The 25,789-nt window shown below is 36.9% G+C and carries 16 protein-coding genes and 1 tRNA gene; 9 read left to right on the top strand and 8 right to left on the bottom strand.

The window, feature by feature from the left end:
* Window positions 1-15 precede the first annotated feature (15 nt).
* The 9 genes from K5G00_RS09535 to K5G00_RS09495 all read left to right on the top strand — a co-directional run bounded on the left by K5G00_RS09535 (window position 16) and on the right by K5G00_RS09495 (window position 17,749).
* Window positions 16-3,309, top strand: coding sequence for a TonB-dependent receptor (locus K5G00_RS09535; RefSeq protein WP_238765934.1), 3,294 nt, complete (start codon window positions 16-18; stop codon window positions 3,307-3,309).
* 19 nt (window positions 3,310-3,328) lie between these two features.
* Window positions 3,329-4,777, top strand: a complete 1,449-nt coding sequence (locus K5G00_RS09530) for a RagB/SusD family nutrient uptake outer membrane protein (RefSeq protein WP_238765933.1) — start codon at window positions 3,329-3,331, stop codon at window positions 4,775-4,777.
* Window positions 4,778-4,906: 129 nt separating this feature from the next.
* Complete coding sequence (locus K5G00_RS09525) at window positions 4,907-6,502, top strand: sulfatase family protein (RefSeq protein WP_238765932.1); 1,596 nt, start codon at window positions 4,907-4,909, stop codon at window positions 6,500-6,502.
* A gap of 36 nt (window positions 6,503-6,538) precedes the next feature.
* Complete coding sequence (locus tag K5G00_RS09520) at window positions 6,539-8,014, top strand: sulfatase-like hydrolase/transferase (protein WP_238765931.1); 1,476 nt, start codon at window positions 6,539-6,541, stop codon at window positions 8,012-8,014.
* Window positions 8,001-10,016 carry a beta-L-arabinofuranosidase domain-containing protein gene (locus K5G00_RS09515; RefSeq protein WP_238765930.1) on the top strand — a complete coding sequence of 672 codons (2,016 nt, stop codon included), beginning with the start codon at window positions 8,001-8,003 and terminating at the stop codon, window positions 10,014-10,016. The genes K5G00_RS09520 and K5G00_RS09515 overlap by 14 nt, the downstream gene beginning before the upstream one ends.
* A 28-nt stretch (window positions 10,017-10,044) precedes the next feature.
* Window positions 10,045-13,200 (top strand): glycoside hydrolase family 2 TIM barrel-domain containing protein, encoded by a 3,156-nt coding sequence (locus tag K5G00_RS09510; RefSeq protein WP_238765929.1) that lies wholly within the window; start codon window positions 10,045-10,047, stop codon window positions 13,198-13,200.
* Window positions 13,201-13,226: 26 nt separating this feature from the next.
* Window positions 13,227-14,672, top strand: coding sequence for an arylsulfatase (locus K5G00_RS09505; protein WP_238765928.1), 1,446 nt, complete (start codon window positions 13,227-13,229; stop codon window positions 14,670-14,672).
* Window positions 14,673-14,683: 11 nt separating this feature from the next.
* On the top strand, window positions 14,684-15,817 hold the full coding sequence (locus tag K5G00_RS09500) for an alpha/beta hydrolase (RefSeq protein ID WP_238765927.1): 1,134 nt from the start codon (window positions 14,684-14,686) through the stop codon (window positions 15,815-15,817).
* Between the two features lie 30 nt (window positions 15,818-15,847).
* Window positions 15,848-17,749 (top strand): sulfatase family protein, encoded by a 1,902-nt coding sequence (locus K5G00_RS09495; protein ID WP_238765926.1) that lies wholly within the window; start codon window positions 15,848-15,850, stop codon window positions 17,747-17,749.
* Window positions 17,750-18,126: 377 nt separating this feature from the next.
* Here the strand turns inward: K5G00_RS09495 and K5G00_RS09490 are convergent.
* The 8 genes from K5G00_RS09490 to K5G00_RS09455 all read right to left on the bottom strand — a co-directional run bounded on the left by K5G00_RS09490 (window position 18,127) and on the right by K5G00_RS09455 (window position 25,774).
* A tRNA-Leu gene (locus tag K5G00_RS09490) sits at window positions 18,127-18,210 on the bottom strand.
* 96 nt (window positions 18,211-18,306) lie between these two features.
* Complete coding sequence (gene pyrI / locus K5G00_RS09485; RefSeq protein WP_238765925.1) at window positions 18,307-18,777, bottom strand: aspartate carbamoyltransferase regulatory subunit; 471 nt, start codon at window positions 18,775-18,777, stop codon at window positions 18,307-18,309.
* 6 nt (window positions 18,778-18,783) lie between these two features.
* Window positions 18,784-19,692, bottom strand: coding sequence for an aspartate carbamoyltransferase (gene pyrB / locus K5G00_RS09480; RefSeq protein ID WP_238765924.1), 909 nt, complete (start codon window positions 19,690-19,692; stop codon window positions 18,784-18,786).
* A gap of 304 nt (window positions 19,693-19,996) precedes the next feature.
* Entirely contained in the window at window positions 19,997-20,599 is a 603-nt protein-coding gene (locus K5G00_RS09475) for an IMPACT family protein (RefSeq protein WP_238765923.1), read from the bottom strand.
* Window positions 20,599-21,453 (bottom strand): hypothetical protein, encoded by an 855-nt coding sequence (locus K5G00_RS09470; RefSeq protein WP_238765922.1) that lies wholly within the window; start codon window positions 21,451-21,453, stop codon window positions 20,599-20,601. The genes K5G00_RS09475 and K5G00_RS09470 overlap by 1 nt, the downstream gene beginning before the upstream one ends.
* A 39-nt stretch (window positions 21,454-21,492) precedes the next feature.
* On the bottom strand, window positions 21,493-22,926 hold the full coding sequence (gene dnaA / locus K5G00_RS09465) for a chromosomal replication initiator protein DnaA (protein ID WP_238765921.1): 1,434 nt from the start codon (window positions 22,924-22,926) through the stop codon (window positions 21,493-21,495).
* Between the two features lie 294 nt (window positions 22,927-23,220).
* Window positions 23,221-24,483 (bottom strand): MlaD family protein, encoded by a 1,263-nt coding sequence (locus tag K5G00_RS09460; RefSeq protein WP_238765920.1) that lies wholly within the window; start codon window positions 24,481-24,483, stop codon window positions 23,221-23,223.
* A 112-nt stretch (window positions 24,484-24,595) separates the two neighbouring features.
* Window positions 24,596-25,774, bottom strand: coding sequence for an N-acetylmuramoyl-L-alanine amidase family protein (locus K5G00_RS09455; protein ID WP_238765919.1), 1,179 nt, complete (start codon window positions 25,772-25,774; stop codon window positions 24,596-24,598).
* Window positions 25,775-25,789 lie beyond the last annotated feature (15 nt).

The raw sequence follows: 25,789 nt of genomic DNA, 5'->3' as shown, positions 1-25,789 counted from the left end.
ATCAATTACAAATTTATGAAAAAATGTCTAAAAGGTAAAGGATTGTTTTATCCTGTACCGCTAAAACTATTTTTGAAAATGAAATTAACCTTTCTAGTTGTTTTATTGGTTGTTTTTCAGTCATTTGCAGAAAATTCCCTTGCTCAGGGAAAGATTTCTGTGGAATACAGAAACGTAACTATTGAAAAAATCTTATCAGAGCTCGAAAATCATTTTGAACTGGGCTTTATGTATAATAAAGACCTTGTAGATGTGGGACGTAAGGTTGATATTAATATGGAGAACGCAACCATTGATGAAATTTTGAGCGAGTTATTTCTCAATGAAAATGTAATTTTTCACCGAATTAACAATCAGATTGTTATTAGTCCGGAGTTTTCAGTCATTCAACAGCAAAAGTCTATTTCCGGCAAAGTAACTGATTTCACTGGTTTCCCTCTTCCTGGCGTAACAGTAATTATAAAAGGTAGCACTCAAGGAACAACCACTGATACAGAAGGGAAATTTACATTGAATAATATTCCTAATGATGCTATATTACAATTTTCGTTTGTTGGAATGAAAACCCAGGAAATTGTGGTAAGTGGGAAAAACTCAGTTAATGTGATTTTAGAAGAAGAGACAGTTGGACTGGAAGAAGTTATTGCCATTGGTTATGGAATTGTAAAAAAGACAGACCTTACAGGTTCAGTTTCATCTGTAAAATCTGAATTGATTGAAAAACAAAATGTAACACGTCTCGACCAGGCGATACAAGGAAGAGCTTCTGGTGTGCTGGTAACAACATCGAATGGAATGCCGGGGGCAACTTCATCAATACGAATTAGGGGTGGGAACTCAATAAATGCAGGGAATGAGCCACTTTATGTAATTGATGGTGTAATTGGCGGGGGAGACCTTAATTTGATTAATCCAAACGATATTGAATCTATTGAGATTTTGAAAGATGCGTCTTCCACAGCTATTTATGGAGCCCGGGGAGCTAATGGTGTAATTTTGGTTACAACCAAAAGAGGAAAAAACGGAATCCCTGTTGTGAATGTAAATACGTATTATGGTATACAAACCTTACCTAAAAGAATTGATTTATTAGACGGGCCTGAATATTATGAATATGCAATAGATTATGCAAAATGGAACGGAGGCGAAATTCCTTATGAACAATATGACGGACTGGCAGATACAGACTGGCAGGATGTAGGCTTCGAGACAGCGGGAGTTTACAGTGCAGATGCAAACATAAGCGCTGGAACGGAAAAATCAAACTATTTTTTGTCAATACACCACTCTGATCAAAGAGGAATAGTAATAGGCTCGGGATTAAAAAAATATCAATTACGATTTAATATAGATCAAAAGCTTGGTAATACGGTAAAAATAGGGGCAACGTTAAATTTTTCAAGAACAAATACAGATAACAATAAAGTTGGGGTTACAGCTCTTGGTAAGTTACTTCCAACTGACCCTATATACGACGAAGTCGGTAATTATTGGTCGGTAAACTCGGTACACGGAAGTATTTATGATAACCCGTTAGCGCAGAATGAACTAAAGATTTCACAAAACTTAAAAAATCGGGCTCTTGGAAATATATATGCTCAACTTGATTTTAATAATGAACTTAATTTTAAAACTACTTTAGGTTTTGATATAAACTCGGATCAACGAAATCGTTATGAATATAGTACCCTGCCAACCTTGGTTGCCTCCGAGAAAGGGGGGAATGGTTCCATTTACTCTGCGTTTCCTAATACAATTCAGAGCGATAACGTTTTGAATTATATAAAAAGCTTGTCCGAAGTTCATAAAATCAGCGCAATGCTTGGGCTAACATACCAACACTATGAACAGGAGTCGCACACTTTATCAGCATCAGGCTTTACAAATGATGTAACAAAATACAATAGTTTGGAGTCAGGTGATCCCCTTTTGCGCGACATTGAATCAGATTTTACAGAATGGACCATTATTTCGGGCCTTGCAAGATTTAATTATACTCTAAAAAACAAATATTTATTTACAGTGACAGGTCGTTATGATGGTTCGTCTAGACTGGGAGAGAATAACAAATACGCATTTTTTCCTTCTGCCGCCTTTGCATGGAAAGTAACTAACGAACCCTTTTTTAAAAATTTGGATCTTTTTAGTACATTAAAATTCAGAACAAGCTATGGGAGGACTGGTAACCAGGGTATTGGTGCTTATTCAACTCTTTCAAAACTGAATGCGGGAACAACAATTATTGGCTTAAATGAAGTCCTTACTTACGTTCCCGGTAGAATAGCAAATCCAAATTTGAAATGGGAAACGACAGATCAATTTGATATCGGCCTTGATGGCGGACTAAAAAATAACCGTGTTTATTTTGAGGCTGATTATTACTATAAACGTACGCATGATCTTCTTTTAAACAGAGATATTTCCAATCAAACAGGATACACATCGAAGTTGGAGAATATTGGAGAAATAGAAAATCAGGGTATCGAATTTATGATAAAATACCAATCGGTTAAAAAGAACGATTTTTCGTGGGATATTTCAGCTAATATTTCAAAAAACTGGAACAAGGTAATTGATTTGGGAGGAGAAGAGTTTATCATTACTAAAACATCTGGAGGAACCACCGGACTACCGATAGGAAAACTGATGGTGGGGGAACCGGTTGGAACCTTTGTAGGATTAAAAACACTAGGAACCTGGAAAGAAGGTGAGATTCCCGAAGGAAGCGATATTTCCCCCGGAGATATAAAAGTGTTTGATGCCAGCGAAAACGGAACAATTGATGAGATAGAAGATGAAGTGATACTTGGTAATGCCGAACCACTATTTTTTGGAGGAATTCAAACAAATTTCATTTATAAAAATCTAACGCTAAGTTTTTTTCTTCAGGGAAGCTACGGAAATTCTGTTTATAATTTATTGAATTCCTCTGCGCTTTATACAGGAAATAGTACAAATGTTGTTGGCAAATACCGTGATCGCTGGACAGAGGAAAATTCTGATTCTAACTTTCCGGCAGCAGGTGCAGTATTGGCTGACCGTTCTTATGATTATTATGTTGAAGATGGTTCTTACTTAAAAGTAAAAAGTTTAAACATTAGTTATCAACTGCCTTTTATAAAACATTCAGACTTATTTAAAATGCTATCCGTATACTTTACCGGTAACAACCTCTTGACCATTACTGGATATGATGGGTATGACCCGGATGTGAACAGCGAAGGAACTGATTCTACTTTAAGAGGATATGACAATAATGTATATCCACAGGCAAGAACATATATTTTTGGGATTAAGGCAACTTTTTGAATTTAAAATTATTTAGAAAATGAAATTTAAAATATATATATTTTTTTTAGTCGCAACATTGCTTGTTTCATGTTCTGATTTGTTAACGGAAGAACCTACAAGCTTTATTTCTCCCTCAGAATATTTTAACACTGTTGATGAATGTAAAGCGGCTTTGTTTGGTGTAAAAAATTATCTTTCAAACCAATACATCAATGAAAAGGTTTTTATTTTGACTTCTGAATTGGGAACAGATGTCAGTTATATGCGGGAACTGGATCAATGGACTTGTCAGAATTATAATCTGGAAGTAAATTATGATTGGTTAAATGAAAGCTGGTTAGCTTTTTATAAAGCTATAGGCTCTGCAAATATGGTTGTTAACCGTGTGGGGAAAGCAGAAATAGACGAAGACGAAAAGGCTGATATCGTGGCTAGTGCAAAATTTTTCAGAGCCTATTACTATTTTAATTTGAGCAATTATTTTGGTGCAGTACCATTGTGGCTTGACGAACTTGATGTTGATGAAGTTTCTATTTTAGGGCGCTCATCGGTATCAGAAGTAAGAAGTCAAATTATTCAGGATTTGAAGGATGGGGAAGAAATCCTGCCCTCTGTCCGTAACAGCGACGAAACAGGCCTACCTACCAAATGGGTAGCAAAAGCACTACTATCAAAAGTTTATCTATTTAATGAAGAGTGGGAAAATGCAAGAGATAAAGCAGCTGAAATTATAAATGAATCTCCTCATTCATTACTCAGTAGTTACAATGATATTTTTGATGTTGAAAATGAACGAAATAAAGAGATTATTTTTTGTTTAGATCAGATACAGGACATTGCCGGTAGTCAGATTCATACCAATGCCTCGCCCAGACCAAAAGACGAGCCCAAATTTTCAGGAAGCGATCATTATTTTAACGGGTGGGGAATGCTGTGTGCTCAACCTTCTTATGTAAATAGTTTTGCTGATGATGATTCAAGAAAATACATGTCGAACTTTAGCACTGCCGAAGCAGACGATGGAACTATCTATGATTTGAAATTTATATATTATTATAAATGGAACATACTTGGCGAGCCCAAAAATAACGGCGACCGGGACATTATCATTTTCCGATTAGCTGATTTTTATCTTGTTTACGCAGAAGCAGAAAATGAACTAAACGGGCCAACGCAAGAAGCTTACAGTATGATAAACAGAGTAAGGCAAAGGGCATTTGGAGATGACCTGCATAATTTGAGTGGGCTTGATAAAGAAACATTCCGTGAAGCCATTATGGACGAAAGAAAATGGGAACTTGGAGGAGAAGGTTATCGCAGATGGGATCTTAATCGCTGGGGAAAACTTGTGGAAGCGGTTCAGTCATCTGCTGACGCGAATCCCATAGGTGCTGCAAATGTTAAAGTACACCATATCTTATTTCCTATACCTGATGTCGAATTGGAGAAAAATCCAAACCTGCTGCCGAACAATCCCGGGTATTAATAAAGTTAAAATTCTTGAAACATATACAAAAGGATAATCATTCTCAAAAGTAACTTTAGCAGGTAATTGTGAGATTATCCTTTTGTTTCCACCTTCGTTATTACAGGTATTCCTCCTAATCCAAAGAGAATGAATCATAAAAAGAAAAGTAGTGTCTTTTTATTAGGTGTATTTTTGTTTGTAACTCAAATTTTACAGGCACAAAATGAAAGACCCAATATTCTGTTAATTATAGCAGACGACGCATCCAGAACGAGTTTCGGCGCATACGGAAGTAATTTTGTTGAAACTCCAAATTTTGATAGGCTGGCAAATAAAGGAATATTGTTTACCAACGCTTTCACGTCAAATCCCAAATGTTCGCCATCGCGGGCTAGCTTACTTACGGGACGTTATTCATGGCAACTGGAAGAAGCATGTAATCACAATCCTTTTTTATCCGATAGGTGGCTGTTTTATCCTTCGCTGCTGGAGAAAGATGGATACTTTGTCGGTTTTACAGGAAAAGGCTGGGGGCCCGGAATCTATAAAAATGAACTCCAGGGAGGAGATTTTCGGGTTCAACATAACCCGGCGGGGCACGCATTTAACAATAAAACCTTAAAGCCTCCTTACAACGGGATTAGTAATATTGATTACGTTGAGAATTTTAGAACCTTTCTTAAGGAAAAAGCGGATGATAAACCATTTTGTTTCTGGATGGGAGTAAAGGAACCTCACCGGGGATACGAATCCGGTTCAGGCGCAAAAGAGGGGAAAGTTCTAACAGAAATAATCCCTCAATCTTTTCTCGGTGATAATGAAATAGTCCGGGGAGATCTTTCTGATTATGCGGTAGAGGTAGAATGGTTTGACAAACAAATTGGACAAAGTATTAAACTTTTAGAAGAAAATGGATTTCTTGAAAATACACTAATAGTGGTTACGTCTGATCACGGAATGCCTTTTCCGCGTATAAAAGGACAAATCTATGATGAAGGATTTCATGTTCCCTTGGTTATAAGCTGGAGAGCTGGCATCAAAAAAAACTGTGTAATTTCTGATTTTATCAATTTCGCAGATATTGCTCCAACAATTACTGAGGCGGCAGGAGTTCCCATACCTCAATCCATGACAGGCAAAAGTTTTTTGGATATCCTTTTATCAAAGAAAGAGGAGCAGGAAAAGGATTCACGGGATTATACTCTGGTTGGAAAAGAACGCCATGATTTAGGACGTACTGATGGTGAATTAATTTCAGTAAGTTATCCTGTAAGGGCAATTCGGAACGCTCAGTTTCTTTACATCAGGAACTTCAAAACCGATCGATGGCCTGCAGGGGATCCTGAATTTGGCTTTATGAACTGTGATAATTCTCCTACAAAAACATACATTTTAAAACATAACTCAAGTGCAGAAGATATGAGAAACTTTGAGCTTTGTTTTGGGAAACGTCCGGAAGAAGAATTATATGATGTAAACTCAGATCCCGATTGTATTGTAAATCTGGCAGGAAATAGACAATATGCAAAGATAAAACGTCAACTGTGGAAGAAATTAAAAAAAGAACTTACCCTGCAACATGACCCGAGAATAATGGGCAAAGGAGAAATTTTTGATTTTTATCCGAACAGAAATATCTCAAAGGCAAAAGAGTTATATGGTGAAAGATTTTATGATCCGGTTATGAGATTCATCCGAGAATATCCCTGTAAGAAGAATTTGATCCCCGAAGATTATTATTAGCAAAATTATTTAAAATACCTAAAAATAAATTCCAAAATGAAAGGCTCTAAAAATTTAATTTTATTGTCACTGCTTATTATCGGAATTATCAGTTGCAAAGCAAATAACCCCAATATCATAATACTGTTGGCTGACGATTTGGGGTATAACGATATCTCCTGTTACCGGGCAATGTCAAATATGCAAACAGAAAGGTCTCCAACATGCGTTACACCAAACATTGATCACCTTGCTAAAGATGGAGTATTGTTTACCGATTTTTATGCAGGTGCTGCCGTATGCTCTCCATCAAGAGCGGCCCTGCTCACCGGACGTAATGCAACACGTCTTGGCATTTATAATTATATTCCTCCCGAATCACCTATGCATTTGAGAGACAGTGAAATTACTATTGCAGAAATGGTGAAAAAAAAGGGGTATCAAACAGTCCATTTGGGTAAATGGCATCTGGTTACCGATAACAGTAAAAGCCACTTACCCTCCGACCAGGGGTTTGATTATAGCTTTTACACTTATAACAATGCCCAACCATCGCACAAAAATCCTGTTAACTATTTCAGAAATGGGAAACCTGTGGGGCAGACAAAAGGTTATGCATGCCAACTAGTAGTTGATGAGGCAATTAACTGGTTGAAAGATAGGCATAAGTCTGAAACTCCGTTTTATATGAATGTTTGGTTTAATGAACCACACGACAAAGTTGCCGCTCCCGATAGTTTAGTAAAAAGACATGATTACAATGCCGAATATTACGGGTGCATTGAGAATATGGATAATGCTATCGGACGATTATTGGATTATTTAAACCAGACAGGGCTGGACAAAGAAACAGTTATCATTTTTTCCTCTGATAATGGCTCAAAAATGAATCATTCCAATGATCCACTTCGTGGTGCGAAAGTTTTTAATTACGAGGGGGGACTTCGGGTTCCTTTTATTATAAAGTGGGATAAAAAAATATACCCAGGCAAAGTATCTCACTTCCCTGCTTGTTTTACAGATGTTTTTCTAACGTTGGCTGATATTATTGGGGTGCCATTAAAATCGAATGAAAGAAAATTGGATGGTATTTCAATCTTACCGGTAATCAAGGGAAAAAAGAAAGAGATAAAACGTAATAAACCACTTTTCTTCTTTAAGTATACTCATGACCCTGTTAGCATGTTACGCGAAGGAGAATGGTGCCTCTTGGGGTATTTGAACGATATCCCTCCCTACGCTCCGTTCTATAATAAATTTGAAACTGCAAATATTAAACCAGGAAAAGGTGAGGACAGATACTCTCAGTGGGCTTTTAGGCTGGAACACTACAATTTTATGCTTGAAAATGAACCCTCACATTTTGCACTATATAACATAAAAACAGATAAAGAACAAAGATACAATGTAGCCGACCAATATCCTGGAATAGTGGAAAAAATGCGGAAAGAAATGTTAACTCTTCGCATCCAAATGATCGAGGAAGGTGGAAGTTGGTTCGACAAAAAATTAAAAAATAATGAAACAAATTAATATTATTATATTTTGCCTGTTACTACTTGTCGGAAAAGGTATATGTGGAGATAACAAGCCCGAACCCTCTTATCATCCAAAGTATAAAATTTTGAAAGTAGGAGAGGTAACTGCCCGTGGCTGGATAAAGGAACAAATGAAGAGAGATTTAAATGAAGGATATTTATCGTGTTTTGAAAAAATATGTCCCTTTGTTAACCAGGACGTTTTTAACACAAACCGGATGAAAAGTACTGAACGTTTTTCTGAATATCCGCATTTACTTGGTTGGTGGGGGGCTGAGCCAGAGGGGTATTTAAAAGACGGGATTATTCGAATGGCAATACAATCAGGAGATACAGCATTTATACTAAGAGCCAATGAGTGGATGGAACGCCTTTTGAAATTTCAGGGAGAAGATGGCTACATCGGTATGTACGTGGCAGGAGATGAACCCAATACCCGGTTTAACCACACCTATGAAAACGGAGAACTGTGGGTGCAAAGCCGCATTATGTCGGCAATGCTTGCCTGGTACGAATATACCGGAGACATACGTTATTTGGAAGCGGTGAACCGAGCAGCCAAACTTTCTGTTCTCCAATATACCGACAGAAGTTATTTTCAAAGTCCACCCGAAGGAGAAAAACAAGGTGGTGGAATTAGTCATGCTGTTGGATTTTTCGATATTCTCGAATGGATGTACCGTCTTACAAAAGAAAAGTTATACCTGGATTTTGCAGTTAAATTTTACAATGATTTCAATAAAGGCCCGGTTAGAGATGATGATTTGACAATGACAAATCTTTTGGCTAAAAACAAAAAGTGGGAAAAGCATACTCCGCACATTATGGAAGGACTTTATATGGCTGAACTAGTTGCAAGTATAACCCAAGATAGTGAAATTCAGAAAGCCGCTGACATGAGCGTTCGTAAATTAAAAGAACATATTACTCCCGGAGGTGGCGTTGTTGGCGATGAATCCGTTAAAGGACGCCCGGGAACAGCTGATGCATATAGGGAATATTGCGGAATGACGGAAATGGTGTTTTCATTAAATCGTTTAATTAGTATCAGCGGTAATTTACAATTAGGGGATTTTGTGGAAAGAACAGTTTTTAATGCCGGTCAGGGAGCTCGTCTCCCGGTGTTAAAAGCACTGGAATATTTATCCAGCGACAACCGGGTTACAATTAATTCCTGCGACCATGGAGGCAGGCTTGCATACGATTCCAACCGTTTTTCGTGTAAGAAAGGAGTGTTCGATTCGAATTCGTATAAACAACAGGCTATTTGCTGTGTTACAAGCGGGCCTCGTTTATTACCTTACTTTATCGATGGAATGTGGATGAAAAATACGGATGCCCCGGGATTAACAGCAATGTTCTATGGGCCTGTAGAACTAAATACGGACATTAATGGAGTAAAAGTAAAAATCAGTGAAAGAACAGATTATCCTTTTTCCGATCTAATAAATTTCAGCGTAGAACCGGAAAAATCAGTTTCTTTTGCTCTCTGTTTCCGAATTCCGGAAGGAGTAAGCAATGTTGAAGTAAAAGAACTCAAAGATGCAAATATTGTCAGGAAGCAAGAGCAAATTATTATTACGAAAAAGTGGCAGACAGGAGATACTTTGGAGATAAAATTTGTTATGAATTCCAAACTTATTCCTCATCCCGTTTCAGAAACGGTGCCTTCTCCTGGATTTTTTGTACAACGTGGCCCGTTGGTTTATGCATTACCATTTTCATACGAATTAGTTGAAAGCTACGAATATAATAATACGGGGTTTTATCGTTACGAGGTAAATACGATGGACAGTACCGGATGGAATTATCTTATTGACAGTGACAGTAAATTTTCAATAACAGAAAATAAAAAAGCGAACAAACTGAGCCCATGGGAAGAATCACCCTTGTATTTAAAGGGAAAACTTATTGATGAAAAAGGGAATAAGAGAAATGTACAACTTATACCCGAAGGATGTACTGTTCTCCGCAGGGTTGCCTTTCCAGCAAAATAAAATTTGTTCACTTTAAACATTAAATATAATGAATAAGAATATAATATCTCTTGTTGTTTTCGTTTTGTTGTTTTCATGGTCTTTTGCCCAAAATAAAGCAACGAAACAAAATTGGGAAAATCAAAAAATCAACCAGGTAAATGAAGAGCCTTGGCGCTCAACATTTATTCCTCTTTCAAAACCAGCACAAGTATTTTTTAACCAAAAGGAATCAGACTTTTATTTGTCTCTGGACGGAAAATGGCGTTTCCACTGGTCGGAGGATGTGGACAAACGTCCAGCAGACTTTTATAAAACGGATTTTGATGTTTCCGAATGGGATTTTATTGATGTTCCTTGTAGCTGGCAAATGCGCGGATATGGAATGCCGGTTTACAGAAACATTGGTTTCCTTATCGAAAAGAATCCACCTTACGTTATTCCCAAAGATATAAAAGGACGTCCGGTCGGTTCATACCGTAGAAATTTTGTCATACCCGAAGAGTGGACAGGAAAAAATGTATATCTTAACTTTAACGGAGTAGAATCAGCTTTTTATGTATGGGTTAACGGAGAGGTTGTCGGGTACAGTGAAGATAGCCGGACTACATCTGAATTTAATATTACTCCTTATTTGAAAAGTGGAGAAAATACACTAGCTGTTGAAGTGTACAGGTTAAGTGATGGTATCTACCTCGAAGATCAGGATGGATGGCGAATGTCAGGTATTTTTCGTGATGTTTACATGGTTGCAAAGTCGACTTTTCATATTCACGACTTCTTTATACAAACCCAACTAAACGATAATTTCTCAAATGCTAACTTAACAGTAGGTTTAGAACTCACAAATACCCAATCTAAAAAGCAAGTCTCGTCAACTGTTGAGACGACAATTTACAATTCATTTCAAGAAGTAATTCTTTATAAAACGTTTTCAGTTGAGACCGTTGAACAAAAATCGTCGCTGTCAACCCAATTTAATTTAGAAATTAAAAATCCGGAACTGTGGTCAGCAGAAATTCCTAATCTGTATTATATAACTTTTAAATTAAAGGACCAAAATGGAAAGACGCTGTCAATGGCTGGAAGTCAGTTTGGAATAAGAGAAATTAAAATAAAAGACAGAACAGTATTGGTTAACGGACAAGCCGTAATTTTTAAAGGAGTAAACAGAGTTGAAGGAGATCCAGTGAATGGGAAAAATGTTCGTCCTGAATTACTTAGAAAGGATATTCAGTTAATGAAACAGAACAATATTAATTGCGTTCGTACGGCTCATTATCCACAGGATCCGGAATTTTATAATTTATGCGACCGCTTTGGTATTTATGTTATTGACGAAGCGAATTTGGAAAGTCACGGTTTTGGTGTAAAACAAAACAGCCTGGCAGATGATGATAGCTGGAAACAGGCATTTCTCGACAGGGCAGAAGCAATGATTGAACGTGATAAAAATCATCCTTCGGTTGTAATGTGGTCTCACGGAAACGAAGCAGGTAATGGCTCAAATTTCGTGGCAATGAACAAACTGGCTCACCGGTTAGATCCTACACGGCCAACACATTATCATGCTGCCGGAAATCCTGTGTCCTGTGACGTTCTTGGCGGAATAAATCGCAGTATAGCTGTGGATGGTAAAATTGAAGGTGTTAATCGGTATTTGCCATTGGAAGCACTGGAAGCTATAGCTCATCTTGATGACAACAGACCTTTCTTAATGAACGAATACGCACATGCAATGGGAAATTCAATTGGAAACCTACCAGAGTATGTCGCTATGTTTGAGAAGTATCCACAACTTAGCGGTGGATGCATTTGGGACTGGGTTGATCAGGGGCTACTCACATACACCAACGACGGAACACCTTATTGGGGGTATGGCGGAGATTTTGGAGATAAGGTTGGAGACAACGACTTTTGTTTAAACGGTATTATTTTCCCTGACAGGACTGGTGACAGCAAACTTGTTGAAGTAAAAGCAGCATATCAGAATATAGCGTTCAAATTAACAGATAGAAAAAATATTACTGTTGAACTGCTTAACAAAAATTATTTCGATGATTTAAGTAGCTGTATTTTAGCATGGAGGTTGCTTGAGGATGGATATCAGGTTTGGCAAGGGACTATCGATAACATAAAAATAAAGCCAGGGCAAAAGAAAGAATTTGAGTTATTCTCTGAGCACCGGTTAAATTCAGAAAAGGAGCAAATATTGATTGTTGAAGTTCGTCTAAAGGAGGAAGTTCCCTGGGCCGGCGCTGGACTTTCTATTGCAAGGGGGCATTTTTCACTGTCTGATTGGAGCGGGGCCATTTTGTCAAATACAAATTCCCGGTATGATAAGATAGAGAGCGATGAAACGGCGGAGCTAATCTCGATAAAAAACAACCTTTTCTCAATGAAATTCAGTAAAAAGAATGGAGAAATTATTTCCTATGTATTTGCCGGGAAACCTCTTTTAGAAGAAGGTCCTACTTCTTGTTTCTGGAGGCCGCCTACAAGAAACGATGCTCGCAGATTATCAGCCAGATGGCTTGATTCAGGATTGGGAGATATAAATAACGTGCTGAAAAATATTCAGATGGAAAACAATGACAGTACAATCGTTGTATCTGTTGGATTTCAGTCACAGGCAAAAGAATCCTCTGGTTTTAATACCAGTATGAAATATGTGATTTTCCCTGATGGGAAAATTAAAGTTACATTGCAAGTGGAACCATTTGGAGAATTACCCGAAATGTTGCCTCGTATTGGAATACAAATGAAAACGCCTGAAGGTTTTGAGCAATTTGAGTGGTATGGGAATGGTCCTTATGAATCTTATGCAGATCACCGGGCAGGTGTTTATCCCGGAATCTGGTCAGGAACTATTGATGACCAGTGGGTAAACTATCCCGTGCCGCAGGAGAACGGGAATAAAACAGATGTGCGCTGGTTAAAACTTTCAAATAATAGGGGTGAAGGAATTATGATATCCGGTCAAAGTTCAATGTTTCAGGCTTCCGTCAGCCATTTCGAAAATAGAAATATTACTGAGGCAATGCACCCTTTTGAGTTGAATAAACAAGCCTGTGGAATTCTTCATGTGGATGCATTAAATGCACCATTGGGAAACATGAGTTGCGGAAATGTGAAACCGCTGGAAGCCTTTTGGATACATCCTCAGCAAACCTCATTTAGTTTTGTTTTATCTCCGTTGTACTAAGTCATTAACAACCAAAAAGTAAAAAAATGAAATTAAAATATTCAGCTTATCTTTTATTTGTAACGGTATTTCTTTTTTATTCGTGTATCACTCAAAAGAAGAAGGAAAATAGCAAACCCAATATTATATATATTTTAGCAGACGATTTGGGATATGGTGATTTAAGTTGCTACGGACAAAAGCTTTTTAGCACCCCAAATATCGACAAGATGGCCAGTGAAGGTATGCTTTTCACACAACATTATGCCGGTGCCACGGTTTGTGCGCCGTCCCGCTCATCTTTAATGACGGGGCAAACAACTGGTCACACACCAGTAAGAGGGAATAAAGCAGCAAAGCCTGAAGGGCAGTGGCCAATTCCTGATTCAACTTTTACAATAGCAGAAATGCTTAAAAAAGAGGGTTATGTAACCGGTGCATTTGGGAAATGGGGATTGGGTTATCCCGGCTCAAAAGGAGACCCAAACATGCAGGGATTTGATGAATTTTATGGATATAATTGTCAACGCAAGGCTCATAATTATTACCCTGCTTATTTATGGCATAACCAAAATAAAGTTATACTGAATGAAAACAATGGAGACAAGCTGATAAAATATGCTCCGGAGCTTATTCATCATGAGGCTCTTCAGTTTATTGAACAGAACAGGAACAAACCTTTTTTCATGTATTACCCAAATATAATTCCTCATGCTGAGTTGTTACCACCGGAAACATTAATTAAAAAATTCAGAGGTAAATTCCTGCCGGAAAAAAGTTTCGATGGAACAGAACCTGATGAAAAAGGTTTCAGAGATGGATCATACGGAACACAACCTGAAGGCCATGCCGCATTTGCGGCGATGGTTACCTTGCTCGACAAACAGGTGGGAGATATTTTTACAAAACTAAAAGAGCTGGGAATAGACGATAATACTTTAGTTATTTTTAGTTCTGATAATGGTCCTCATCTCGAAGCTGGTGCCGATCCTGACTATTTTGACAGCAACGGACCATTGAGAGGGTATAAAAGAGATTTATATGAAGGTGGTATCCGTGAACCAATGATTGCCTGGTATCCGGGTAAAATAAAAGCAGGAACAACCAGCGATCATGTTTCTGCTTTTTGGGATGTAATGCCTACAATTGCTGAACTTGTGGAAATTGAAACGCCGAAAAATATTGATGGGATTTCTTTTCTTCCGACACTACTAGGGCAAAAAGAACAACAACAACACGATTTTTTGTATTGGGAATTTCATGAAAGAGGAGGTACTCAGGCTGTTAGGAAAGGAGATTGGAAAGCTGTTCTATTTGTGGAGAATGGTCAATTCGAACTATATAATCTGTCAAATGATAAAGAGGAGAGGAATAATGTTGCAAAAGATTTTCCCGAAGTTGTCGGCGAATTAAAACGGTTAATGAGAGAGGCACGAATCTCCTCAAAAACATTCCCTTTCTTATCAGAAGAAATCTTGAATGAAGATAAATAGTTGATACCATTATGAAAAATAGAATTGAATTTAAAACATTAAAACGAAATATTTCAAGTTTGATATCACCACTTGCCTGTTTTCTTCTCTTGATAGTCGTTCCTTTGTTCTCAGGGGCTCAAAAGAAGAAAGCGTGTTTCAGTCCTCCTGCAGGAGTAAAATTTTATTCTGATATTCCTTATAAAGAAGGGAATAATGCCTGGCTGGTAGATATTGCCGTTCCGGAGAATGTAGGAGAAAATTTACCAGCTGTAGCAACAATTCATGGAGGCGGATGGAAAAAAGGCGATAAAAACGGACAAAGGGGATTAATTGTTCGGTTTGCTCAAAATGGGTACGTTGCTATGGCTGTTAGGTATCGTCTCTCCGGGGAAGCCCCCTTTCCTGCTTGTCTTCAGGATGTAAAATCAGCTATCCGTTTTCTCAGGGCAAATGCAGACAGATATAACGTCGACCCGGATAGAATTGGAGCTTATGGTAACTCAGCTGGAGCCCATCTTGCATCTATGCTTGGTCTAGTTCCAGTCGATATGGGATTTGATGATGGAGCCAATATGGAATTTTCCAGTGTTGTAAACGCAGTATGTGCAGTTTCGGCTCCTACTGATTTTTCAAATTGGGAAAATTATGATTCGGTTCAGTCAGTTGAATTTCTCGATAGTTCGAAAGGGACATTAATGGAACGAGCACAAAAAGCTTCTCCGATTAGCTATGTTAATAAAATGTCTCCGCCGTTTTTGTTGATTCATGGTACCAAAGACAAGACCGTTCCTGCCAGTCAGTCAATACGGCTGGCTTCAGAGCTGAGAAAAGTTGGGGCTGAAAATATTAATCTAATTTTAGTAGATGATTTAGGACATACACCAATGCTTACACATGAGAGTTTATTGTGGCCTTCTGTTTTAGCATTCTTTGATAAAACCATTGGTAGTAAAAAGGATAAACTGCTCAATGAAATAAGACTTTCACAGAAATACATGAGAACTAAAAAGAAATTAGGTAGTTTTTCTTTCAATGATATTAAACAATTCGATTTAAACAATGATGAAATTATTACACATAAGGAATTTGGAGGAACAAATGAATTGTTTGACAGGTTAGACAAAGACGGTGATGATAAAATTGATATAAGAGACCTTAAATAGAAGACAGGGATTTACAAATATATAAAGACTATGAAGAACTATAAAGAATACTTATTGTGCTTCCTGTTAATGGTTGGTTTTTATTGTTCAGCACAAAACAAACCTAATATTTTGTGGATTACCATTGAGGACTCTTCTCCGCAATTTTTTGGGTGCTACGGTAATAGTAATGCCAATACACCTGTTATCGATAAACTTGCTCAGGAAGGTGTTCGATTCACTAACGCTTTTTCAACTGGAACAGTATGTTCTCCGAGTCGAAGTACAATAATAACAGGAGTTCGTACTTTTAAAGCAGGTACAGGCAATCATCGGAGCAATTATCCGATTCCTGAGTCTATTAAAGGTTTCCCTTATTATTTGCAAAAACAGGGATATTACGTTTCCAATAATTCGAAAACCGATTACAATATTGCCAATGCAAATTTTTTTATTCGCGAAACATGGAACGAAAGCTCCGGGAAAGCCGGGTGGTGGAACAGAAAGCCAGGACAACCTTTTTTTGCTGTTTTTAATTTTAAGGAATCGCACCAGTCGAGAACAATGACAATGCCTTATGACTGGTATATCGAAAATGTGTGGGAAAAGCTGGATGAAGACGAGCGAATTTCAGAAGATGCTTTTGAAATGCCACCTATTTATCGTGAAAGCGACGAGATGCGAAAACATTTTGCACGGGTTTATAATTCGATCTCTCTAACTGATAAACGCATCGGAGAACTGCTTGAACAGCTGGATGCTGACAATTTGAGAGATAGCACAATTATTTTCTTTTTTGCCGATCATGGCGAAGGAGAACCTCGTGGAAAAACCAATGGTATAAATTATGGCTACCGTGTACCTTTTGTTGTGTGGTTTCCGGAAATGTACAAACATCTTTCGCCTTGGGGAACGGCCGGAGCAGTTACCGAGGAGCTAATAAGTTTTGAAGATTTGGCTCCAACCTTGATCAGCCTGACTGATGGAGAAATACCGAAATACCTCGAGGGCCGGATTTTGATGGGCAAATATCGTTCAGAACCTGTTAATCATCTTATTTTGTCGGCAGACCGGGCAGATAACGGAATTGATATGGTGCGCACTATTACAGATGGACGGTTTATATATTCCCGAAATTATTTACCATTCATTCCTCAGGGAAGATATATTCGTTATATGTACATTTCTGAAATTGTACAGCAGATGCGAAGCGATTACAATATCCAGCTGCTTGATTCTCTTCAGAAAAGCTATTTTGAACCGCGCACGGCTGAATATCTTTTTGACATTGAGAATGACCTTTGGGAAACTAATAACCTGATTAACAATCCGACTTATAGTGATGTGTTGCAAAAAATGAGAAAACAATTGGATGAAGACGTATTGAAAGCCAGGGATGTAATGTTTTTGCCTGAATATGAAATTAGGTTGCTTTCAAAATATCAAACTGCTTACGAATATCGTTTGGATAAACAAAAATATCCTTTCAAAAAAATTTATAAAGCCGCTTCAGTTTCTGGAAAAAGAGGGAGAAACGTTGCTGCAAAACAAGTTGAATATCTTCGGAATAAAAATAAAATCGTCAGGTACTGGGGAATTATGGGATTGCGAAGCCAGGAACAGGAGATGTTAAATGAATTTCAGAAGCAGATTGTAAAAAGTATGGATGATACCTATCCATTGGTTTCGCTTGGTGCTGCAGCTATTTCTTTTCGATTGTGGGAGAATAAAAGGGCTCAGCAGATTCTTATTGAAAATTGCCTGTCTGAGAACATGGACATTGCACTGTTGGCTATAAACTTTTTGATGTATACCAATAACAAAACGCCTTTTATTGAGGCTGTAAAAAAAGTACGTGAGATGCCAGACAGAAGCTACAATGTAAAAGCTGCCTGCATGGACTTTCTTGGTAGTTTAAACCTTGTTTCAAACAATTACAACGACAAAACCTAAAGAAATTTTCATAACCTCTTATAAAAATTGGCGTTTTTTTTGAATCAAGTGTACAAAAAAAGCAGTCTTCAAATCTTATAATTTCTTCTTTTTAAGGTAATCGAAAAATTGTTCTCGATTGTTGCCTAAAAATACCCGTTTAGAGCATGATTTTCAATACCAAATCGAATCAATTCATGTCAATTTAAATGTTTGTAAAAGAGAGTATCGCGAGAATTTCTGAGACTATATCAAGAACATATCTTTTAAAATTGTTTGTTCTCGGTAAAGTCTCGTTTATCTTGACCTTTTTTGTGCTTTTTGACTTCCTTGTAAAAACAAAAAGCACTTAAAATCAATATCTTAAGTGCTTTTTATTTTTTTTGATTCTTTAATCGTGCCCAGTAAAGGACTCGAACCTTCACGTCCAATTGGACACTAGTCCCTGAAACTAGCGCGTCTACCAATTCCGCCAACTGGGCTTTGAGCGCTGCAAATATAAAAAAAATCCTGTTGGTGTTTGTTAAAAAACAGTATTTCTTTTTATGCAGACCAAAGGTAAATTTCAATCTAACATTTTAATACATTTTTATTTGATCCTGTGATGTAATCTTTTCGCAGTATTTACATTTCAGCTCCAGTGATTCTTTTGATATAACTGTAAAGCACGTTGATATTTTTTCATGATTGGTGATGCATTTGGGATTAAAACACTTTACAATACCTTTTATTACTTCCGGAATTTTAACAATCTTCTTTTCAACAACCTCATAATCTCTGATAATATTCAATTTGGCATGTGGCGCTATTAATGCAATTTTATTTATTTCATCGTTTTCAAAAAACTTGTCCGAAACTTTTATAATGGCTTTTGTTCCCAATTTCCCACTATCCAGATTTGTCCCAAAAGTAATTTGGTTTTCAATTTTATCTAAGCCCAGTATGGTAATTACTGTAAAAAGGTTTTTGGCCGGAATATGATCGATTACCGTTCCGTCTTTTATTGCGCTTACTTTTAGTTTCAGCTTCTTTTTCATATCGTTGTTCATTTCTTTTTATTTTAGGTTCATGGTGTGGGCAATTATGGCTTCGCGTGTAAAAACACCATTTAACGCTTGTGTAAAATAATATGCTTTTTCGTTGCTGTCTACATCGGTATGAATTTCATTAACCCTGGGGAGAGGGTGTAAAATTTTTACATTTGGTTTTGTATTTTTTAACATTGCATTATTCAGAATGTAAATGTTTTTTACTTTTTCATATTCGATAGGATCTGAAAAACGCTCCTTTTGAACCCTTGTCATGTATATAATATCAGCTTCACTTATAATATCGGTAAACTCGGTATGTTCAAAAAAGCGAATTCCTTTTTCTTTTAAAAACAGCTTATACACTTTTGGCATTTGAAGCTCTTCCGGTGCGATAAAGTTAAAAATTGGACTCCCGAACTCTGACATGGCCATGAGAAGCGAGTGTACGGTTCTTCCGAATTTCAGATCCCCGACCATAAAAATATTCATATTATCGAGTGTTCCTTGTGTTTTCAAAATTGAATACATATCGAGCAATGTCTGGGTTGGGTGTTGGTTTGCTCCGTCTCCTGCATTTATTACCGGAACAGGCGAGATTTCTGCGGCATATCTGGCTGCTCCTTCCAGTGGGTGTCGCATAACTATCAAATCGGCATAATTACTTACCATTTTTATGGTGTCATGTAACGTTTCGCCTTTTGTTGCGCTTGAACTCCCTGGATCGGCAAACCCAACTATCCGGCCCCCCAACCGGCTGATAGCGGTCTCAAAGCTCAAACGAGTGCGGGTTGAAGGCTCAAAAAAAAGGGAAGCAACAACTTTCCCCTTTAGTAGTTCCTGATTCGGGTTTTCTTCAAATTCCGCCGCCAGTTTCATAATTTTCAGATATTCATCCTTTGAATAGTCTGTAATTGAAATTAAATCCTTTTTCATAATATGCCTTAACTAATGTGTTTAATCTGTTCATAAAAAAAAGAAAACCAACATTCTGAAAAAAAGAAATGTTGGTTTTCTGTAGGTTGAAAAGGAAATATCCTTTCTTATGTAGAAAATCGAAAATATGATTTAATGGATTTGTGATGAAACTCTGAGAATAAAGAATTATTTTTTTATAGCGTTTTAGGGTTCCTTTTTTTGAATTAAAATTTAGGCGTTTCATCATGATTCAAAATTAGCGGGTTTTATTTTCAGAAATAATGATTAATGCAAGTTTTTTTTATTATTTTATCAACAGAATTCACTCTGTTTTTTTTATTTCTACACCATAAAAATTTCTGAAAATTTGTTCTGCCTTTTCTGCTTCCGACTTCCTGACGGAAAAATCCAACAGACAATCGATTTCAAATTTTGTATTCAAAATCGTAAAATTTTCCTGCTTGATTATATTCATTACATCATTTAAAACCGGATAGTTAAAATGAAGCTGGTAGCGTCTTTCTATGGTTTTTGTAACAATTTTTGTTTTTGAAAGAACATCGGCGGCAGCGCTTTTGTAGGCATTTATCAGACCACTTACACCAAGTAAAGTACCCCCGAAATAACGAACAACTACGATTAAAATGTTAGTTACTTCAAAACTCTGGAGCTGACCTAAGATTGGTTTTCCTGCTGTTGACGAAGGTTCTCCGTCGTCGTTGGCCCGGAAAGTAATTTCTTCTGTGCCCAGGCGCCAGGCGTAACAATGGTGGCGGGCACTATGGTGTTCTTTTTTTAGTCGATTCAGGTGCTCTTTAATTTCTTCTTCGGAATGTACAGGAAAAGCATATGATAAAAATTTACTGCCTTTGTCTTTAAAATAGCCTTCATTGGAATTCCCGATTGTTTTATATGTGTCTTCCATTACGTTAATAAATATAAACTCACAAATGCCAGAGCCAACCCGGCATAATTTATTTTGTTTAGCTTTTCGTTAAAAATAATATATCCAACAAATGCTGAGAGTGCAACAATGGACATATTGTTAACGGCAAAAATCAGAGAGCTTTCCAAATAGTTGCTGCTTAAAGCATTCATCAGAAAATAAAGTGACCCAAAATTCGCAATTCCCAGAAGAATACCCAAAAGTACAGTAGGAATCAATACATTCAATATTTTCTTTCCATTTCGGATCGAGAATAGAAGGGCAAAAACAAATGCTACAAAAAATACATAGGTAGTAAATATCGGTATCTGTTCGGGAGATGTTTTTAGTGTTTGAACATATTTAACTAGTGAATCAGCAAAGCCGCTACCTATAAAAATAGAAACAGGAAAGAGAATAAATATGATATTGGTTTTTTTGATTTCCTTTTTATAAACGGTTAGTACTATGGCTGCGAATGAGCCTGTTAATCCGATATATTCTAGGGTGGAAATTCCTTCGTTGAAAAATGAAATAGAAAAAAGGACAGGAAATACCAATGACAATTTGTTTGCCAATGTAGTAACCGTAATCCCCGCTTTTTGAGAAGAGTTTCCGATTAAAAAGAACAATCCGGTAAATAATATACCCAAAAGTAAGGCAAAAGGGAACCAGTTTTTTGTTTGATCTGTAAAAATAGATTCAGATGGTGAAAACAGTACAGTACCAAAAATAGTTGCTGTAAAGTAGTTTACTGTAATTAAATGAGTGAGGTTGCAAGAATAATTTTTTGCCCAACGAAAAATTATATAGATAGAAGTTGAGGAAATTATACTGGCAAATAGATATATCATTTGTATGATAAAAAAGCATCCGGTTTTGGATGCTTTTAATTACATTTTTAATTTCTTTTCAATGTCTTCTACAAACTGTCTGAAGTTTTTATCTGTATCTTTCAGATTATTTACCGTTTTGCATGCATGAAGTACAGTGGCATGGTCTTTACTTCCAATTTGTGCTCCAATGCTCGCCAGTGAATATTTTGTGAGGCTTTTTGAAAAATACATTGCAATTTGTCTGGCTTGTACAATTTCACGTTTTCTTGTTTTTGTCTGTAATGCGTCAACCGGCATGTTGAAATAATCGCAAACCACTTTTGAAATGTATTCGATAGAAAGCTCTCGTTTGGAATTTTTAACCAGTTTGTTTATGAGTTTGGCTGCCAACTCAAGCGTAATTTCCCGTTTGTTCAACATTGACTGAGCAAGCAGCGAAACCAATGCTCCCTCCAGTTCACGAACATTATTTGAAACATGAGATGCAATATATTCCAGCACTTCGTCGGAAAGTGAAATCCCGTCTTTGTATACTTTTCTTTTTAAAATTTCCATTCGGGTTTCAAAGTCGGGCGTCTGTAAATCTGCTGTTAATCCCCACTTAAATCTCGAAAGTAGCCTTTGTTCCATCCCTTTTAATTCAATTGGCGGTTTGTCTGATGTCAAAACCAACTGTTTACCCATTTGATGGAGATGATTAAAAATATGGAAAAAAGTTTCCTGGGTCTTTTCTTTTCCTGCAAATTCATGAACATCGTCCAGAATCAGAACATCAATCATTTGATAAAAATGAAGAAAATCGTTCCTGTTGTTGTTTCTTGTGGCTTCGGTAAACTGGGTTTGAAATTTATTGGCATTTACATATAAAACAACTTTGTCCGGAAAACGCTCTTTTACTTCAATTCCAATTGCTTGCGCCAGGTGAGTTTTTCCCAAACCTGAATTTCCGTATATCATTAAAGGATTGAAGGCTGTCCCTCCGGGGTTTTGAGCAACGGCAAAACCTGCACTTCTGGCCAGGCGGTTGCAATCACCTTCAACAAAATTATCAAAAGTATTATCCGGTTTAAGTTGAGGATCGATTTGAAGCTTTTGAATGCCAGGGATAATAAATGGATTTTTTATTGAGGCTTTTTCTTCTGAACGCAACGGAATGGTCAGTGGTTTGTTCTGAATTTTATTATTGTTGTTGGTTGGGTAGCTTACTGTGAACGGTGTATTTCCATTATCCGAAGCATTTCCCATAACAACGTTATATTCAAGTTTGGCACCGGTGCCAAGCACCATACGAAGTGTTTTTCGCAAGATGTCAATAAACTGTTCTTCAAGGTATTCATAAAAGAATGCACTCGGAACTTGTATTGTTAACACTTTGTTGTCAAGTTTAACCGGTACTATTGGTTCAAACCATGTTTTATAACTACTGGTAGGTACATTGTCTTTAATAACGTGAAGACATTTTTCCCACGCAGCTTGGTATTCGTTGCTCATTTAAAAACGCAAGTTAATGAGGTTCTACAAAATAATTCTTTATAATTCTCAGTATTCCCGGAAACAAAATTTGCGAAAAAAAAGTTAAAAAAAAAATGAAATTGCTATTGATTTTTTCGTGATAATTATATTGTTTTCTCTATCAGTGGTTTAAAATTTAATTATTTACGAGCTCTGTTAAGATTTTGATATTGAGTATGTTATGTGTAATGCGTTGATAGCTAATAGTATATCTGGTTGGTAGTAGTTGGGTTTTTGTTGTCATAACAATTTATATCAACACTAGCTGGTTTATTATCGTAAGGATTTTAGTGCTTTTTTTAATTTTATTAACCGTCCGTTTTTAAATGCTACGACAGTTGCATCCGGAAAATTTCTTTTTACTTTTTTTTGTAACTCGATAATTTCATTGTAAGAATTGGTTGCACCAGTAAGGTAGGAATAAGCACCACTTGTTGAATATTCCTCAACCTCGGTTCCCAGTCCGTCAAATATTTTTGAATTTAACGGAATTTGATTTTCGGTTGATATCAGATGCACTTTAAAAATAATATTTTTTGATGCAGCATCTCCGGCTGCGGTAATATATACTTCTTTGCCTAAATCCAGCGCGGAAAAGTGAAGATATCTTTTCGGGTTGGTTTGAATATCACTGATCAGTGAACTCAAGTCTTCGGAGAGGGTGTTTATGGAATAATAAAGTTCATCGTCGTTTAGCAAAAGCCCGGCAGAATTATCGTCGCTGTTTAATTTTTCGATAGTAGCTAAAAGTTGGTTTGAGGCATTTTGCAGGTTGGTTAGAACAGGAGAAACGGAAACCTGTGCAAGCGTATCGCTAAATGCAGAGAGGTTTTGGATTGTTTTTTCAAGTTCACCTGTATTTTCTTTAAATGTTGTTGTGATTTCATCAACATTTACAATTATTCTTTGAATACTTCCTTTTTCAGTGGAGACAATTTCATTTAAATCGGCCGTGGTTTTTTCAAGATTTTCGATGGTTTGGTTGATGTTCTCAAAACTTTCAGAAAGATTCTGCCTGGCATCTTCGTTAAAAATAACCGTTAGTACTGTTATTGCAGAATCAAGGGTACCAAGCAGCTCTTCTGCCTTATTTTTTATTGGTAAAACCTGCATGCTAACCTGTTCTTTTAAGTCAGCTTCAACAGCACCCGGAATAGTATCATTTGATGAATAAATTTCGGTCTCTTTGCTTAGAACTAATTTAACCGATCGTGTTCCCATTATATCGGCGCTTATGATTTGGGCAACTGAATTTACGGGAATTCTGAAATCGGCATCTATCATTAAGGTTACTATAAGTTTTCCGCTGTTGTCGGGAGTAAATGAAATTTCTTTGACTTGCCCCACCTGGTATCCGTTTAATGTAACTTTGTTTGAAACATCAAGTCCGTCAATGCGTTCGTAGATTACGTGGTAATATTTGTTTTGTTTAAATATGTCATTCCCTTTCAGGTAACTTAGCCCCCAAATCAATATGGTTATTGATGTAACAATTAAAATGCCTAATCGCGCGTATTTCGAAATTTTTATTTTCATGCGTGTATTTTTTCAACAATAAAATGTATCAACCCAAATTTTATTTTTTTTTGATCAGCTTTTCAGTTTTTGATAATGTAAAATTAGGGATTTAGAACAGGAATTACATTTTTCACCGAATCTTTTTAACGGAAACCAACTTATCGTCTTCAAAAACCACAATAAATGCGTCTTTGAATTTTCCTTGTAGCCTTTTTCTCTCCGCTACCGCGTCGTCGTACGATTCAAATTTCCCTGAATAATATTTGTAAATTTTTCCGGTATTTATTTTAAAAATGTTTTTCTCTCCCTTGAAGTTTGAAGGTTTTGTATCGAGAGATCTTCTCGTGGCTGCAACCTGAACCGAATAATAGGAGTTTAAAATCGGATTTGAATTTTCTTTCTTTTCATTGCGAACCACTTGTTTTTCTTCCGGTTCGGTAACCAGATTGAAGCTGCTTTTTTCTTCTATTCGGTGTTTGTATTCTTTAAAAGCTTTAAAAATGGAGTTTGCAATATTATCACGTCCCGATTCACTCAGAAGGTAATTTCTTTCCGATTGATGACTTAGAAAACCAGCCTCAACAAGAACGCTTGGCATTGTCGTTTCCCTTAAAACCAAAAAACCGGCTTGTTTAACACTTCTGTCATATCTTTTGGCTACTTCCCGAAATTGATCCTGGATAACGGAAGCCAGCATAACGCTCTGTTCAAGGTATTCATCCTGAATCATTTCAAACATAATGTAGGATTCGGAAGAGTTGGGATCAAAGTCTTCGTAAGTGGTTGAATAGTTGTCTTCGAGTAAAATCACCGAATTTTCCTTTTTTGCTACCTCCAGATTGTCCTCGCTTCGGTGTTGTCCGAGAACAAAAGTTTCGGCTCCCTGAACCGACCTTGCCGATACATAGTTGGCATGGATTGAGATAAACAGGTCGGCGTCGTTGCGATTTGCAATTTCGGCACGCCGGTACAATGGAACAAAAATATCTTTATCTCGCGTATAAATTACTTTGGCATCAGGGAAACTACTTTTGATATAGGCTCCGAGTTTTAATGAGATATCCAAGACAATATCTTTTTCACGGGCTGTACCTACAACTGCCCCCGGATCTTTTCCTCCATGTCCTGCATCAATTACGATTATTGAAACTTTCGATTCATCCTGAAAAGATGGGCTCGGGTTTTCTCCCTGTATTTCAGCGCACTTCGGCGACAAATAAGAAAAAATGATAAGAAATATGAATAAGCTTTGTCTCATAACAAAATTCATTTCGGTAACAAAAATAGAAATATTAGAATTATTTTGCATTTATTAGGGCTTTTG

The sequence above is a fragment of the Maribellus maritimus genome, assembly GCF_022267315.1.
Taxonomy (GTDB): Bacteria; Bacteroidota; Bacteroidia; order Bacteroidales; family Prolixibacteraceae; genus Draconibacterium; species Draconibacterium maritimum.
The sequence above is the reverse complement of the archived record's forward strand: the minus strand, read 5'-3'. Positions and strand labels throughout refer to the sequence as shown.